Source organism: Paenibacillus sp. 19GGS1-52 (genome assembly GCF_022369515.1).
Lineage (GTDB): Bacteria > Bacillota > Bacilli > Paenibacillales > Paenibacillaceae > Paenibacillus_AQ.
Genome location: NZ_CP059724.1, coordinates 6,135,102 through 6,152,079, shown reverse-complemented (window position 1 = coordinate 6,152,079; position 16,978 = coordinate 6,135,102). Strand labels below are relative to the sequence as shown.

Sequence of the window (16,978 nt, the reverse complement as noted above, 5' to 3'; positions counted from 1 at the left end):
GAAGCAAGTTATGAACGAGTCAACCTTTGATGAAGTATTTGCTCTAATGGAAGCTTCTTTTCCAGTATGTGAGATCAGGACCTACGCCGGGCAGCGGAGATTGCTAGACCTCCCGCAGTATCGGCTAATTGTGGAGAAGGACGCCAGCGGTAGAACCATAGCTTTTCTGGCCTGCTGGGAGTTTCCTGTATTCCGGTTCGTGGAGCATATCGCGGTCGATCAGGGCATTAGGGGAGGCGGCATTGGAAAAAAGTTAATGGAAGATTATATCAGGCAGTCGGACAAGCCTGTTCTGTTGGAGGTAGAACCGCCTAGCGGTGTACTGGAACAACGGAGAGTCGGATTTTATGAGCGGCTGGGCTTCCACCTTCATTCGTATCCCTACGTCCAGCCCCCTTTGCGTGAAGGACAAGCCGATTTGCCACTGTTGATAATGACTTACCCAAGACTGTTGCAGGAGCAGGAGTTTCAGCTTTTCAGGGAGATATTGTACACAGAAGTATATAAGGTCAACGTGCCATATAAGAGTTAATCGAAAGAAACAGCCCGCTTATCCATTACGGATATAGCGGGCTATTCTATTTGTTCAGGAACAATTCGGCTTAAGACTCTGAAGAAATGCTGACGCTGCCAGATTCATATTGGACGCTGGCTTTTAGAATTTCGGTAAAGAAGGACATCGGCACATACATGTTGCCCTCTGGATTGATGACGGGAGCAGTGCCAAGTGAGATCGGGGCCATCCGGTTGTAAATATAGCTGTCTTTATTTTTAGTGACAAGGGTCCAATGAACACCTTTGATGAGTTCGAGCGAGCGGGTCTCTTTGTTCCAGGACAGTTCGTAACCCAAGGCTTCACTAATCGCGCGGATCGGTGCCAATACGACTCCAGCGTTATTGAGGCTAAGCTTTACTCCTGTAAGAGCTTTGCCATTGACTACTAGGCGCATGGAGCTAAGATCCCCAGTTGTAGAATTAGAGGGCAGCGCAATTTTGAACTCCGGGTTGCCTGTAGAATGTGGAGCGATTTCGTTCTGCTGGAAGACCACATAAACATAGCTGCCTTTTATATAGAATGAACTGTCTTCATTTACTCCTTTGAAATCCTCTGCAAAATAGTTAGCCGCATCTTTAGCCATAGCCGCTTTGATCTGCGCATTAATGGTCGTCTGATACTTGTCGCCAAATAGGGTCTTCAACGTTACGCGTGCTGCTGTAGCTTCATTTTTTATATTATAGGTATCTATTCTAGTGATCCCGTTAGCGCCTCCGCTGAAGGTGTAAGTGGTGATGTGAAGGGAAAGAATACCACCAGTGCCAACTCCATTTGAGGTTACTTCAAAGGTCTTGCTCAGCTCGGAGGCATGAAAAGGAAACCCCTGTGCGGTTGCATACTTTTTGTTTTCGGCAGCGGTCACCTTTAATGACTCCAGCTCCTGAGAGGCCTTCGCTTCAATTAAGGTATTCCATTCCGCTTGGGCTTGTGTATCGAGCATCCCAGAAATGACCGGAAGGTCCAGATCCGCTTTATAGGTGTCGTCGCTGGCCGTTACTTTTTGGGTAGTGACTATTGCAGGAACCAAGACCGGGGTTTGGGATACAATGCGGATTGGAACAATTGCTGAGGTTTCATTGTCAGGCGAGGCGGCCTGCACCTGTGGACCCTGCGTACCTGCCAGAATAATCGTGCTTGCCGCAGCCAGGGCTGTGATTCTCATTGTTTTGTGAAAAAGTGTAGTCATGTGCATTCGCTCCTGTTGTTACATATTTGAGTAGATCATTACACGTTCACGCCTAGCAGTAATTGTTTCCAGTATAATAGACGTCCCAGATCAGAGTTTGTTGCAGTTCTTATTATAAACTGCTGCGTGAGCGACAGAGATAGTTCTTTACAATCTGGAGATAAGTTGGAAACAAGTTAATGGTTAAATAGAACTACAGCAAGAACAATACATGAAACTACAAGGAGACGATAGTAATGAAAAGCAAAAAAATGATCATAGCAACAATGGTATTCGGAATGGCAGTTACAGGATCAGCGGGTGTATATGCAGGAACTAATCTGGAGAAGATCAGCGCTTATCTCAACCACGGCATTGGATTCAAAGTAAATGGAGCAGCATATACGCCAGTAGACAATAACGGAAAGACATTAGCGCCAATCACCTATCATGATACGACTTACCTACCTGTTCGTGCGTTGGCTGACGTATTAAAGGTTCCGGTAACCTTCAATGCTGCCACTAATCAGGTCATTCTCGGGACTAGCTCAGGAAGCACAACTCCAGCCTCTGGTTCTATCACTTTAGCCACTATTCAATACAGTGCTGCACAAAAAGAAGCGATCACTAAAGCTTTTGCCAACTTCCAAGGGTTCGAAACCGCCTATGCACCAGCTCAAATGATTAGTGGAGATGCCTTCTTGAAGGTAGCCGGCGGCGAGGATGGTGTAAGCTTCCTATTCAATCATATGAATGTTAACGTGTCTCCACGGGATTACTCTTACAGCTATACTGGAGAAACTGTGAAGCTTTCGAACGGAACTGAGGCAAAATGGTACAGTCCTTCCACAGGTACAACGATGTTGACTTTCAAATTGGCGGACCGTTTCGTAACGATCAGCTCGCCGGATAAGGCTTTGAGCAAGGCACAGCTGGAGAAGGTAGCGGTAAGTGTAGCGAAGTTGAGTAACTAATCCAGATTCTGAATAATTCAAAAACAGCTCGGCTGTCCATTACGGATAGCCGAGCTGTTTTTGTTGTTATTTATTCGTCCCATGCTGCTTGGTGGGGAGCTTTTCATTGTCGGGTTCATCATGCTTCTGTCTATTTTTTTCATCTTTCTTTTGGGTATCGTGTAATTTCTCTACAAATTTATGAGTATCGTCCATGTTCAACCTCCTAGATTCAGAACCTTGTTGTTACTTTAACCACTTCTGCTTAAATTCATGCATGCATGAAACATGTGTCGGCCGAGAAGTGTATAATCAATTCAACTAAAGATAAGCAGGAAAGGAAACGAACATGTTTGAGTTATTTAGAAAGCTTGGCTCCATGAAGATAGTTCTGGTACTCGTTATAATGGGACTCGTGGTGGCTGTGGAATTTAGGGTTCGCACAGAAGAAGATGGGAAACCTGAATCCATAGCATTAACCTTTAATGGCAGTCCGCAGACCCGTATGGCCTTTACTTGGATTGCTCCAGACAAGATTACAGGAACCAGGCTGGAAGTCATTGCAGCGGCGAAATTAATTAACGCTGAGTTTCCGACAGCCGGAATTCAATCCTATGAAGGAATAGCAGACACGACAAGCGTCTATAGGTCAAAGGCAGATAAAGCTGCCGGCCGTGTCATAATACAGAGAAACCATAAGGTTATCGCGGATCATCTACAGCCGGGAACGTTGTATGCTTACCGTGCCGGCGATGGACAAGCGGATCATTGGAGTGCGATTGGTACATTTGAAACAGAGAGTCCAGCTACTAAAGCCTTTCAATTTCTGTATACCACTGATTCCCAAGGAACTACTGAGAAGGACTTCGAAATCTGGAATCATACCCTTCAACAAGGAATGGCCAAATTCCCAGAGAGCAAGTTCATTCTCGTCGCTGGTGATCTGGTAGATAGCGGAGATATTGAAGAGCAGTGGTCGTGGTTTTTTAACAAACCGCAGGGGATATTGGCGAATATCCCGCTGGTTCCTTTGGTGGGCAACCACGAAAGTAGCGGCTATACGAACTTCAGCGCCCATTTTAACCTGCCGAATGGATCGAATACAGGTGCAAAACCGGATGGCTCTGTATATTCGCTAGACTATGGGCCAGCACATTTTATGGTTATGAATACCGAATATTATGGTGGCAGTTCCGATGCAGAGATTGCTGTGGTCTATAAGCAACAGGTGGAGTGGCTCCGCCGTGAAGTAGCAACCTCGGATAAGAAATGGAAGGTTGTTTTTCTGCACAAATCGCCTTATTCGGTCGCTCTCCATACACAAGATGCCGATGTACTATATTTCCGAGCGCAATTAACGAAGGTGTTTGATGAACTGGGGATTGATATGGTCATTAGCGGGCATGATCACACCTACTCCAGAAGCTACCAAATGTACAATAATAAGCCGTTGACGGATATTGTTCCAGATGCAAGGGGGACAGTAGTTAATCCCGCAGGTACTTTGTATTTGCTGACCAATGCAGCAGGCAATAAGAGATATACCATAGCCGACGGGACTTTCCCGTTTGCTGCTAAATATGGTCAGACGGACAAGGAGATGTTCACGGGTGTGACCGTTACGGACGAAGAGCTCTCCTTTCAAGCGTATACAACAACTACGAAAGGGACGACTGAGCTGTACGATCAGTATAGTATTCGCAAGACTACACCAACGAGGAAAGGAGGCTTCTGATGCTCCCGGGGAATATTTATAGAAAATATCTTAAACACAATGTATTTATGAAAATCATTCTGCTGTTCTCAGCCATCGCAGTGGTAACGATTATTACGTTCTCCTATTTGATGTTTAAGGTTATGTCGGAGGCGGCGGTGCAGAGACAAATGGATGTGCAGAAGCGGGCGATTGAGAGCGTCGGCAATTACATCGGAGGCAAATATGAATCGGTGCAGACGACGATGCGGGATATTTACAGAGACAGTGAACTCGCAGCCAACACATCCTATTTTCTGGAGCATCCGTACCAAGACTATGTAAACTACAGATTAGACCGTTTCTATAAGGAGAACAGTTCACCAACTGATACGGTGACCTACTTTCAGAATAAAGTGGAGGATGATTCTGATATCCGCAGCTTAATCTTATACAGCGCCGATCAACAGCAATTGTATGCTTACAACAGCAGGAAGCAGTTTAAAATCATCTCCACCAACGCGGCCCGGTCTTTTGTGCCCGACGTTATGTATCCGCAGGAAAGCTCCACCGTTTCCGGTACGAACATTTGGGTACGGAAAACGGTCGGATTGCCCGATCTGCCGATGTACTCCATTCGCGTGCCGATTAATAGCAAGCAGTCGCTGCGTAATATCGGCCAATTGGTCATTTATTTTGATACGGAGAAGATATGGAATAGCCTGGCTAGTTATAAAGAAGACTTGAAAGGATCGATCCTTGTGCTTTCGGGAGACGGTGAAGTATTGTTTGATTCTTCAGGCGCTTATTATGGGCGAAAATACCCGTATATCGAGCAGGTTAATTCCGTCTATGATAATGGCGTCAAAGAGGAAGGGATGACTTATACCAAGCTGACCCAAAGCCAAGGGGGATTTACGGTGCTGAGCGCGGTGCCCAAGCGGGATCTCGCTAAGACGTATCGTGGATTGCAGAATACAATTCTGACGATAAGCTCGATTTGTATCCTGTTTGCCATTCTGATTCCTTCGTTGTTCATCAGCAATTTCGCCAAGCGGACGCATGGAATTATCCGTTTTACCAGAAAGGTGAGAAACGGGGATTTAGCAGCGCGGATTACCGATGTGCGGGAGGATGAGCTTGGACAGATTTCCAAGAGCTTCAACGATATGCTGGACGAACTTAATTTGTATATTGAAAGGGTCTATAAAGCAGAAATTAAGCAGAAGCAGACAGAGCTTGTAGCGCTGCAGGCACGGATTAGTCCGCATTTTCTATATAACACGCTTGAGGTTATCCGGATGAGGGCAATCTCCCAAGGGGCGAAGGATGTAGGCGAAATGATCTATAGCTTATCTGTGCTGTTTAAAAGCCTGGTGCAGCAGAAAAAGATATATACGCTGAAAGACGAGTTGGAGGCTTGCCGTTTATATCTGGAGCTCTTCAGAATCCGCTACAAGGATAAATTCAATTACACCATTACAGCCGATCCAAAGCTGGAGAGCAAGTCGGTCATCAAGCTTTCGCTTCAACCTCTTATCGAGAATTTTATCGTCCACGGCATCAAAACGGAGCGGTTTGACAACCAATTGGCGATTGATGTGACGGAAGAGGGAGATGCACTGGTGGCCGTGGTTACCGATAATGGAGCAGGTATTGAACCGGAAAGAATGGCGGAAATCCTTGAGGAACTGGAGAAACCAGAAGAGACGGGCCAAATGTTTGGACTTCGCAGCGTTCACAGCCGGTTGCGGTTTTTGTACGGCCCGTCTTACGGGATTGAGATAGAGAGCAGCCTTGGCGAAGGGACAACCATCAAAGTACGTTATCCGGTAAGGGAAGGAACAGATGCTGAAGATGTATAAAATATTTATTGTTGATGATGAGCCATTTATCATTGAAGGTTTATACGATATCCTGGATTGGCCATCGCTAGGTCTGGAAATTGTCGGGCATGCGGAGAATGGACGGCAGGCGCTGGATTCATTGGCCTCTACTCCTGTAGATGTGCTTATTACCGATATATCTATGCCAATCATGAACGGTCTTACCCTGATCTCCGAAGCTCGGAAACTACATAAGGAGCTGAAGGTCATTATCCTTAGCGGCTTCAATGAATTCGATTATCTTAAAGAAGGCATGAAGCTGGGGATTGAGAACTATCTTCTGAAACCCATTAATATCGAAGAGCTGGAATCTACGCTGCGCAATACGGTGGAGAAGCTGGACAGTGTAAGGTCAGAAGAGCTGTACAGCGCATTTGACGTTCAGATCCTAAAGGATAATACGTTGTATCGCTGGTTGACCGGGCAGATCGCCGCCGCTGAGTTTGCGGAGCGGGCAGAGTTGATCGGACTCTTGTTAAACGGGCCTTATATTGTGGTTGCCGTTCTTCGGGCGGAAGGTGATCCGACGGAAAGCTTTGAATGGATTCGTCAGCGGCTCATTGATGAGCAGGAGATTACACTTTTTCGCGATGTTGACGGAGAAATGGTCATGATTAGTTCATTACAGAACTGGGCCGAAGGAAAAAGAAAATTTGTTGTATTGCTTGAGCAACTGTCCCGTGAGCTGGCGGAAGCGAACCGGTTCGTTCAAATTGGGATCGGAAGTGTAGGTCAGCTGCCCGAAGAAGCCTCTCTCAGCTATAACGAAGCCAAACGGGCGCTGGAATACTATATGATTCACCCCGATCGCCAAATCATCGAATATCAGTCGTTTGAGGCAGACGGCGGCATAGGCCGCGAATACCCTATCCAGTGGGAAGAATATGCCAAGCTGATTCTGGCCAAGGATCAGGAAGGTCTGACGAATCGAATCCAGAACGATTTTGAGCAGATGCAAAAGGTTGAAGGCGTTCAGCCTGAGGATTTGCAAAATGCGGCGATAGAGCTTGTAGTAAGATTCAAAATGGAATTGGAGCATATCAAATATACGGACGAATCGGACATCTTCAAGAGAGGTCTTACCAGTGTCCGGAGCAGTGCAAAGATAGCCGACTTGGTAGAGTCTATCCAGAATGTGGCGAAAGAAACGGTCGGTTCGCTGCTGCAGGATATCAAGAACCCGGTTGTGAATCAGGTGCTTGGTTATATTCACAGCCAGTATGCTAATGAGCTTTCGCTGAAGACGCTGGGGGCCCAGTATCATATTCACCCCGTGTACCTGGGTCAGCTGTTTCATAAGGAGACCGGAGATTCCTTTGCGGAATATATCAACAAATATCGTATTGAAAAGGCCAAACAGCAGTTGAAGAATACCAACTTGAAGGTACATGAAATCGCTCGTAATGTGGGCTATTGGGAAACAGGTTATTTCTATAAGCAATTCAGAAAATATGTGGGGATTTCCCCAACAGATTATAAAGCACTTGGCTAAAATGGAATACTAAGAAAGACCTAAATTTGACTCCTAAAACCATTCCTTGGGTTAGGGAGTCTTCTTGTCTGTCTGAGCAAGGCACACAAATAACATAGAGATAACAACCGATGTAAACGTTTTATCGATAATTAACAGTTTCATCCAAGGCGTTCATCCTTTTCTTTAATTTGTACCTCGATTTATTAAGTTTATCTTCTATTTGAAAACTCTTACATCCGGTAAGGTTAAGGTAGTTAATACATCAAGAGAATAACAGAAGTCAAAGTAAGTGAAGGCATTTAAAAGGGGGAACACACATGATTAAGAGTAGAAGAAGTTTTTCGTTCGTGCTTGCAATGCTTATGGCTTTTGTGCTCGTTCTGAGCGCCTGCGGTGGCAGTAAGAACAATGCTGAAGGCAACAGCAACGAACCAGCAGCAGAAGCACCTGTTAACCTGATTTGGTACACAATTGGTACGCCGCAACAAGACGTTGACAAGGTTATGGAAGCAGTCAGCAAGTATACGCTAGAGAAAATCAATGCCACAATTACGATGAAAATGGTTGACTGGGGCGACTATCCACAGAAGATGCAAGTGAACGTAGCCTCCGGCGAACCTATGGATATTATTTTTACAGCCTCGGGTGGATTCGACTATGTACAGAACGCCAGAAAAGGCGCATTCATGGAAATGGATGACTTGCTTGAAAAATATGGCAAGGGCATCAAAGACACGATTGATCCTGCTTTCCTGGAAGGCTCCAAGGTTGACGGACACAATTACGGTATTCCGGCTAATAAGGAACTCCCACAGGAAAATGTGTGGCGCTTCAATAAAAATCTCGTCGATAAATATAATCTAGACATTTCTAATGTGCGCTCCCTGGAAAGCTTGGAGCCTCTACTGAAGACAATTAAGGAAAAAGAACCTAATGTAACTGCGTTTGGTATGGACAAAAACTTCCTTCCGAATCTTCCTTTTGATTACGTTATTCAAAATCTGCCAATGGCTGTTAAGCTGGACACGACGGATTATAAGATTGTAAATATTCTCGAAACTCCTGAAATGAAGCAAGCCCTTACTACAATGCATAAATATTATGAAGCCGGATATATCGCTCCTGAAGCGGCAACAACGGGTTCGACGAATGATCTGACAACCTCTGGCAATTGGTTCACTGACATGGCGCAGACTCAGCCGCTTGCCGATAATTTATGGTCAGCAAGTTACGGATATCCAGTAGTATCCACACCTGCAAGTAATTCAATCATTAATAACAACTCCGTTCAAGGTTCGATCATGGCGATTTCTGCCAATTCCGAGCATCCAGAAAAAGCTATGGAATTTCTGAACCTGCTCAATACGGATCCTGTACTTCGCAATATGGTTGACTCCGGTATTGAAGGAGAGCATTACAAGAAGATTGATGATACCCATATGGAAAATCTGCCAGCGTCAAAAAGTTATGATATGCCTTCTTATTCCTTGGGAAACAACATGCTGTTGTATCTTAACCCAAATGACCAGAGCGACAAATGGGAGCAATTCAAGAAGTTTAATGCAGAAGGCGTAGATTCCCCAATCTTGAGTTTCAACTTTGATAGCACAAAAGTAGCAACCGAGATGGCGGCGGTGCAGAACGTGAAGGAGCAATTCTGGGCATCGCTGATGACCGGAACCGTAGATCCTGAAGAGTATCTGCCGAAAGCGATCGAAAAATTCAAAGAGGCTGGTCTCGACAAGGTAATTGCTGAAGCCCAAACTCAACTTGATGCATGGAGAGCTGCGAATAACAAGTAACAAATAATAGAGATTAGTAACATTTTTGGGATCGGGCGGGTGATAGCTGCGCCCGATCCTTTTTCATTACATTTCAGGAGGGAAACACTATGGCCGCGTTATTCAAAAACCTTGTCAGAAACAAAGTCATGCTATTCATGGTGCTGCCTGGTGCCATTTGGTTTTTCTTTTTTTCTTACCTGCCTCTTCTTGGCACCGTGGTGGCCTTCAAGCAGTACCGCTTCAACCGAGAAGGCTTCTGGGCTAGTATCGTAACGAGCAAGTGGGTGGGATGGGACAATTTCAAGTTCCTGTTTAACGGAAGTGATGCTTATGTCATTACGCGAAATACGTTGCTGTACAACATCGCTTTTATTGTGATCGGATTAGTGCTATCCGTGGCGATGGCTGTTTTATTGTCCGAGCTGGTCGGCAAAACGCTGGCTAAGATTTATCAAACCGGAATGTTTCTTCCGTATTTTCTTTCTTGGGTTATTGTCGGATACTTTGCCTTCAGCTTCCTGAGTATGGACCGCGGCATGGTCAACCAAATCCTTGGCTGGTTCGGTGTCGAGCGAGTACAGTGGTATTCCGATCCTAAATACTGGCCTTATATTTTGATCTTCGTCAATCTGTGGAAGGCTATCGGCTACAACAGCGTTATTTACCTGGCCTCCATTCTGGGAATCGACAGATCGCTTTATGAAGCGGCCATGATTGATGGTGCCAGCAAAAGGCAACAAATCTTTAACATTACGCTCCCGCTGCTTTCTCCAATCATTATTATTATGACACTGCTTGCAGTGGGGCGGATTTTCTACGCCGATTTCGGTTTGTTCTACCAGGTTCCCCGAGATTCAGGCACACTTTATTCCGTAACCAACGTAATTGACACTTATGTATATCGTGGTCTCAAAACGACCGGGGAAATCGGCATGAGTACGGCTGCCGGCCTTTACCAGTCGGTTGTCGGATTTATACTCGTTATGATTTCTAACTTCATTGTACGCAGAATGGATAAAGACAGCGCCTTGTTCTAGAAAAGCTGAAAGGAGTGTCAGTTTATGGCAGAGGTAAAAAGAAAAATACGAGATTTTCATCATGTTTCACGTGGCTGGAATATCGTTTTGAATATTATTGCGGCAGCATTTGCCTTCATGTGTATTTTTCCTTTTTTGTTCGTGGTGATTATTTCCCTTACCGATGAGAAAACACTGGCAACGGACGGATATCGGGTTTTTCCGGCCAAGTGGAGTTTGGAGGCGTACCGTTTTGTATTTCAAAGTGGGGATACGCTATATCGGGCTTACGGAGTGACGATTCTGGTCACAGTGATAGGCACCATATTCAGCTTGATTCTCATGTCTCTGTACGCCTATGCCATTTCGCGGAAGAGTTTCCGTTACCGAGGATTCTTCTCTGTGTTTGCAATCGTGACTATGCTGTTTAACGGCGGAATGATTCCGACCTACATGGTGGTATCCCAACTGATGGGTCTGAAGGATACGCTTTGGGCCTTGATTCTGCCACTGGCTATGAATGCTTTTTATATTATGATTCTGCGTACGTTTTATATTACCAGTGTTCCGGAAGCTATTATCGAATCAGGTCGGATTGATGGGGCAGGCGATTTCTATATTTTTCTGCGAATTGTACTGCCGTTGTCGCTACCGGGCCTTGCAACCATTGGTTTGTTCAGTACGCTCGGTTATTGGAACGATTGGTTCAGCGCCTTGTTGTACATCGATAATCCGAATCTGGTGCCGCTGCAATCCATGTTGATGCGGATCGAATCGAGTATCCAGTTTATTCAAAACTCACAGAACAGCTCGCTCAGCATGGCTGCACTTCAAACCATACCGCAGGATACTACCCGCATGGCGATGGTGGTTTTGGCGACGTTGCCGATTATTTTCGCTTATCCATTCTTCCAGCGTTATTTTGTTCAAGGTCTCACCTTAGGTGCCGTCAAGGAATAATAACAACATCACGCTAGAATGAGGGGGAGAAGTGGAGATGCTGATCTACAAAGACAAGACGAAACCAACTGAAGAGCGGGTTAATCATCTGCTCGGACTGATGACTTTGGAAGAGAAGGTCGGTCAGTTGATCCAGCCTTTTGGCTGGCAGGCCTATGAGCATAAAGATGGAGTAATTTCACTTACTGAGAATTTCAAGCAACAGATTGAACAAGCAGGTATTGGCTCATTGTATGGCATGCTTCGTGCAGATCCTTGGACAGGTGTGACGCTAGCTAATGGCCTTTCTGCCAAACAGGGTGCTGAGGCTGTCAATGAAGTCCAACGGTATGCGATGGAGCATTCCCGACTCGGGATTCCGATCCTGATTGGGGAAGAGTGCTCGCACGGCCATATGGCGATCGGCGCGACGGTATTTCCAGTGCCGCTATCTATTGGCAGCTCATGGAATGTGGATCTATACCGGGAGGTCTGCCGGGCGGTTGCGTTGGAAACGCGCAGCCAAGGCGGTGCAGTAACCTATTCTCCTGTGCTTGATGTGGTACGCGACCCGCGCTGGGGACGGACCGAGGAATGCTTTGGTGAAGATGCGTATTTAATCAGCGAGCTGGCCGTGGCTTCGGTGGAAGGTCTACAAGGAGAATCACTGAACAGTCAGGCGAGTGTGGCTGCTACAGTGAAGCATTTTGTAGGTTATGGAAGCTCCGAAGGGGGCCGTAACGCCGGGCCTGTACATATGGGCTGGCGCGAATTGTATGAAGTAGATCTGCTGCCATTCAGGAAAGCAGTAGAGGCCGGTGCAGCATCTGTGATGCCCGCCTATAACGAAATAGACGGAGTTCCCTGTACGACGAATAATGTGTTATTGGAGGATATTCTCCGCCAGGCTTGGGGTTTTGACGGTTTAATTATTACCGATTGCGGGGCCATTGAGATGCTGGCAGCAGGTCATGATGTGGCTGAGGACGGACTGGATGCAGCTATACAGGCCATTTCAGTAGGGATAGATATGGAAATGTCCGGCGAAATGTTCAGCAAGCATTTAGCAGCAGCTGTAGAGATCAACAGACTGGATATAAGCGTTATTGACCGTGCAGTACGGCGGGTATTGACACTGAAGTTCAGGCTGGGTTTGTTCGAGCAGCCGTTCGCAGATCCTGAGAGAGCACAAGAGGTCATCGGTTGTGAAGAGCATCAACAGCTTGCCCGCCAGATGGCTGGGGAAAGCATCATTCTGCTTAAGAATGAAGGAGGCCTACTGCCGCTGTCCGCAACCTCCGGAACCCTAGCTGTTATCGGCCCCAATGCGGATGCAGGCTATAATCAGCTCGGAGATTATACCTCTCCACAGGAGCGTTCCAAGGTGACCACTGTGCTAGGTGGTATTCTCAGCAAACTGAAGCAGGAACCGGAACGGGTGCTTTATGCCCCTGGCTGCCGGATTAAAGGCGATTCAAAAGAAGGTTTTGCTGCCGCTATATCCTGTGCGGAGCAGGCTGATACCATCGTGATGGTCGTTGGCGGCTCCAGTGCGCGTGATTTTGGCGAAGGCAGCATTGACCTCAAGACAGGTGCATCCAAAGTAACAGAGCATTCTTGGAGTGATATGGATTGTGGGGAAGGCATAGACCGGATGTCTTTGGAGCTATCCGGCGTGCAGCTTGAACTTATTCAGGAAATATACAAACTCGGCAAGCCTGTAATTGTGGTCTATATTAATGGCCGTCCGGTCACCGAACCTTGGATTGATGAGCATGCTCATGCCATTCTAGAAGCTTGGTATCCAGGACAGGCAGGTGGTCATGCGGTTGCCGACATATTGTTTGGCGATGTGAACCCGTCGGGACATCTGACGATTTCCATACCGAAGCATGTTGGGCAACTGCCGGTATATTACAATGGCAAGCGATCCCGTGGCAAAAGATATCTGGAGGAGGATTCACAGCCTCGTTATCCCTTTGGCTTCGGACTCAGTTATACCAACTTCAGCTACTCCGCCTTAACCGTGGAGCCTGGAGTGATCGCCGCGGACGAAACTGCGACGGTCTCTGTTGAGGTGACGAATACCGGTGAGCGTGAAGGCGCCGAAGTCGTGCAACTATATATTACCGACATCGCCAGTAAAGTGACAAGACCCGCCCAAGAATTGAAAGGCTTCAGCAAAATTAAACTGGCTCCAGGAGAATCACGGACGGTAGAGTTCAAGGTAGGTGCGGAACAACTGCAATATATCGGCATTGATTATCAGCCGGTGGTAGAGCCGGGTGCCTTCAACATTCGGGTAGGCCCGCAGGTAAATGACACACTGAGCGCGGACTTGCAGGTTAGGGAGGATTCGTATGGAACGAATTAAACGGTTTATTCGCGAGCTGTCCGAGCATCAATGGCTGGAGCAGCGCGAGCTGGGGGATTGGGATATTCAGTCTTCTACTTATGTTGTGCCAGGCCAATATGACCATTTACAGCCTTATACAGCGGGTGGCAACTTCGCTTTATTTCCGAGTGTACAGGGAACAACCTATTTCTTTCGCCGCTCTTTGGAGATTCCGCTTGCGTGGGCGACGGGTCAGACTGGATTGATTTTCGAATCCGGTGGGGAGGGATTACTGCGTGTAAATGGGGAATCCCGCCAAGGGCTCGATCGGAATCATACATTCGTTACGCTGGAAGGGAATCAGGTTGGACGTTCACTGGAGCTGGAAATTGAACTGTTTGATCCCATTCCCGAACCGGTCGATCCTTTGAACGCTCAGGCAGTCATTCAACCCCCGATCCGGGCGATTCGCAGTCAGCTGGTACTGGTGAACAAGCCGGTGCAGAGCTTAATGTATACGGCTACCGTCATCCGTGACTCGGCAATCCTGCTCCCAGAGCAGGATCTGCGTCGTACTCGGATGCTGGAAGCTCTATATCTAGCGATGGATGAATTCCTCTATATAGGAGAGGCAAAGATTCGTGAGGGCAGCGTGGTCTCTTCTATAGAAGAGAAGCTGAGAAATAACATCAGGGAAATCGGTGGTAATGCGGAAGGCACCATTCATATGGTTGGCCAATCGCATATCGATATCGCCTGGCTGTGGCCGACACGTGAAACGGTCCGCAAGACCAGCCGCACCTTTTCTACCGTCAACGCCTTAATGGAAGAATACCCGGATTATCAGTACGCCCAGAGCCAACCGCAGCTGTTCGCCTACCTGAAGGAGAATGATCCGGTTCTCTATACGAAAGTGAAGGAGCGAATTCGGGAAGGTCGCTGGGAGCTAGTTGGCGGAATGTGGGTTGAACCTGATCTGAATATTCCGAGCGGGGAGTCGCTGATGCGGCAAATGCTCTACGGGCAGAGCTTTTACCTTGAAGAATTTGGACGTACTTCGAACATAGAGTGGCTGCCAGATACCTTTGGTTATTGTGCCTCACTACCGCAGATTCTGAAGCATGGCGGTGTAGATTACTTTATGACGACCAAGCTTGGCTGGAATGATACGAATGTATTTCCATACGATCTGTTTCATTGGGTTGGGATTGATGGAACCTCGATGTTGTCCTATTTGAATCACGGTGTCAATGAGAACACTCTGCCGATTGATGTGCATGATCATTGGTTGTCTTTCCGCGAGAAGAGCAAGCATAACGAACAAATGCTGCTGTACGGACACGGTGACGGAGGTGGCGGTGTGACCCGCGAGATGCTGGAGTATATTCAGCGGGCTGATCTAATGGTCGGAGAGCCAGCTAGTAAGTACAGCAATGCGGGTGATTTTTTTGCAGGGATAACAGAGCAGCAGCCTCAGCTTCCAGAGTGGCGGGGAGATCTGTATCTTGAGCTGCACCGTGGAACCTATACCACGCATAGCCGCAATAAATGGAACAACCGCAAGGCAGAAATTCTCTATCGTGAAGCGGAGCTATGGCAGGTCATGGCCTCTAATTATATGAGTCAAGAGCAGCGGCTGGAGAATGCCGCACCGTTGCATAAAGGCTGGCAGTTAATTTTGCTTAACCAGTTTCATGATATTATTCCTGGCTCGGCGATTACTGAAGCCTATGAGACCTCGGAGAAAGAATATCAGGAGATTTTTAAATACGGCCATTCCGGGCTGCAGCCGGGTCTTACGGCTTTGGCGGCTCAAGTGACTACGCTGGGAGAAGGCAGACCCTACATTGTGTTCAATAGTCTAGGCTGGGCGAGGGATGTTGCAGTTGAGCTTCCCATAAGAGATGGTGAGTTCACAGACACTATTCCTCCAGCTGTTGTTGAGGAGAACGGAGTTTCCCTTTCTGCAGATCTTCTAGTAGACAGCTCCGGCAGTACGGTGGCATCCGTGCGGGTTCCGGCGGTTCCAGCGTTTGGTTATAAGACCATTTGGCTGAGAAGTCAGGACATTGTGGCTGCGCGGGGCACAGAAGTACTTAAGAGAACTCCTGGCACAGCTATGCTTACAGATGGATGGGAGACGGAATACTACCGAATCACATTTAATGAGCGGGGAGAAATCGTCAGCCTGTTCGACAAAAAAGTAGATCGCGAAATCGTGCAGCCTGGAGAACGTGCCAATCGCTTTCATTTTTTCCACGACCGTCCAACACTTTGGGATGCTTGGGATATCGATAGCCGTTATGAAGCACAACCTGCCGGGGAAGCCGAGCTTATGGAGACAAGCATCCAACACACAGGTCTTGTGAAGGATGTACTGAGATTCCGCTGGAAGCTTAATCAATCTGAAATCACTCAGGATCTTATTCTCTATCATCAGGACCCTAGGATTGACTTCAAGACTCATGTTCGCTGGAATGAAGCTCATAAGCTGCTAAAGGTGGGATTCCCGATCGATGTTGTAGCGGAAAAAGCGACCTATGAAATTCCTTTTGGCACACTGGAGCGCTCCACGCATCGCAATACGAGCTGGGAGCAGGCGCAGTATGAGGTCTGCGGCCACCGTTTCGCGGACGTCTCCGAACACGGATATGGCGTCAGCCTATTAAACGATTCTAAATACGGTTATGACATTCAAGGCAGCGTGATCCGTTTATCGTTACTGCGCGCTCCGAAATGGCCTGATATAACTGCAGATCTGGGCGAGCATGACTTCACCTATTCCTTGTATCCGCATCAGGGGGACTGGCGCCATGCCCATACTTTACGCAAAGCAGCCGAGCTGAATCTCGAACCTTGTGTAGTAGCTGCTGAAGCGAAGCGCGGTCAGTTGCCAGCTGCAGCCTCATTTGCAGGATTTAGTGGACAGCATGTGGTGCTGGATACGATTAAGCCGGCTGAGAATGGCCAGGGTACCGTCCTGCGTTTCTACGAATCTTCAGGCGGGCGTGAAACTATAAAGCTCAGTTGGAAGTTACCTTTGAGTGAAGTCTTTTTGTCCAATGCCTTGGAGGAAGAACTGGAGCCTATTACGTATAATGAGAGCGGATTTGAACTGCAATTTACACCCTATGAGATCAAAACAATCTATCTCAGATGAGATGAATACATGAATAA

At 47.1% G+C, this 16,978-nt stretch carries 12 protein-coding genes; 10 read left to right on the top strand and 2 right to left on the bottom strand.

Annotated elements, in window-relative coordinates; translation table 11 throughout:
• Positions 1-10: 10 nt before the first annotated feature.
• Positions 11-532, top strand: a complete 522-nt coding sequence (locus H1230_RS28410; RefSeq protein ID WP_239713129.1) for a GNAT family N-acetyltransferase — start codon at positions 11-13, stop codon at positions 530-532.
• Positions 533-602: 70 nt separating this feature from the next.
• Here the strand turns inward: H1230_RS28410 and H1230_RS28405 are convergent, their stop codons facing one another.
• Positions 603-1,742, bottom strand: coding sequence for a stalk domain-containing protein (locus H1230_RS28405; RefSeq protein ID WP_239713128.1), 1,140 nt, complete (start codon positions 1,740-1,742; stop codon positions 603-605).
• A 236-nt stretch (positions 1,743-1,978) separates the two neighbouring features.
• Here H1230_RS28405 and H1230_RS28400 point away from each other — a divergent pair, with 236 nt between their 5' ends.
• Positions 1,979-2,695, top strand: a complete 717-nt coding sequence (locus H1230_RS28400; protein ID WP_239713127.1) for a copper amine oxidase N-terminal domain-containing protein — start codon at positions 1,979-1,981, stop codon at positions 2,693-2,695.
• A gap of 66 nt (positions 2,696-2,761) precedes the next feature.
• Here the strand turns inward: H1230_RS28400 and H1230_RS28395 are convergent, their stop codons facing one another.
• Positions 2,762-2,890, bottom strand: coding sequence for a DUF4023 family protein (locus tag H1230_RS28395; protein WP_239713126.1), 129 nt, complete (start codon positions 2,888-2,890; stop codon positions 2,762-2,764).
• Positions 2,891-3,023: 133 nt separating this feature from the next.
• Between H1230_RS28395 and H1230_RS28390 the strand changes: the two genes are divergently transcribed.
• The 8 genes from H1230_RS28390 to H1230_RS28355 all read left to right on the top strand — a co-directional run bounded on the left by H1230_RS28390 (position 3,024) and on the right by H1230_RS28355 (position 16,961).
• The gene (locus tag H1230_RS28390) at positions 3,024-4,409 is read left to right on the top strand and encodes a purple acid phosphatase family protein (RefSeq protein WP_239713125.1); all 1,386 of its coding nucleotides are present in this window, start codon (positions 3,024-3,026) and stop codon (positions 4,407-4,409) included.
• On the top strand, positions 4,409-6,232 hold the full coding sequence (locus H1230_RS28385) for a sensor histidine kinase (RefSeq protein WP_239713124.1): 1,824 nt from the start codon (positions 4,409-4,411) through the stop codon (positions 6,230-6,232). The genes H1230_RS28390 and H1230_RS28385 overlap by 1 nt, the downstream gene beginning before the upstream one ends.
• On the top strand, positions 6,225-7,745 hold the full coding sequence (locus H1230_RS28380; RefSeq protein ID WP_239717613.1) for a response regulator transcription factor: 1,521 nt from the start codon (positions 6,225-6,227) through the stop codon (positions 7,743-7,745). Before H1230_RS28385 ends, H1230_RS28380 begins: the two co-directional genes overlap by 8 nt.
• Positions 7,746-8,044: 299 nt before the next feature.
• The gene (locus H1230_RS28375; RefSeq protein ID WP_239713123.1) at positions 8,045-9,529 is read left to right on the top strand and encodes an ABC transporter substrate-binding protein; all 1,485 of its coding nucleotides are present in this window, start codon (positions 8,045-8,047) and stop codon (positions 9,527-9,529) included.
• An 89-nt stretch (positions 9,530-9,618) separates the two neighbouring features.
• Positions 9,619-10,548 (top strand): ABC transporter permease, encoded by a 930-nt coding sequence (locus H1230_RS28370; RefSeq protein WP_239713122.1) that lies wholly within the window; start codon positions 9,619-9,621, stop codon positions 10,546-10,548.
• Positions 10,549-10,572: 24 nt separating this feature from the next.
• Positions 10,573-11,487, top strand: coding sequence for a carbohydrate ABC transporter permease (locus H1230_RS28365; protein WP_239713121.1), 915 nt, complete (start codon positions 10,573-10,575; stop codon positions 11,485-11,487).
• 37 nt (positions 11,488-11,524) lie between these two features.
• On the top strand, positions 11,525-13,840 hold the full coding sequence (locus H1230_RS28360; RefSeq protein ID WP_239713120.1) for a glycoside hydrolase family 3 N-terminal domain-containing protein: 2,316 nt from the start codon (positions 11,525-11,527) through the stop codon (positions 13,838-13,840).
• Complete coding sequence (locus H1230_RS28355) at positions 13,827-16,961, top strand: alpha-mannosidase (RefSeq protein ID WP_239713119.1); 3,135 nt, start codon at positions 13,827-13,829, stop codon at positions 16,959-16,961. Before H1230_RS28360 ends, H1230_RS28355 begins: the two co-directional genes overlap by 14 nt.
• Positions 16,962-16,978: the final 17 nt, after the last annotated feature.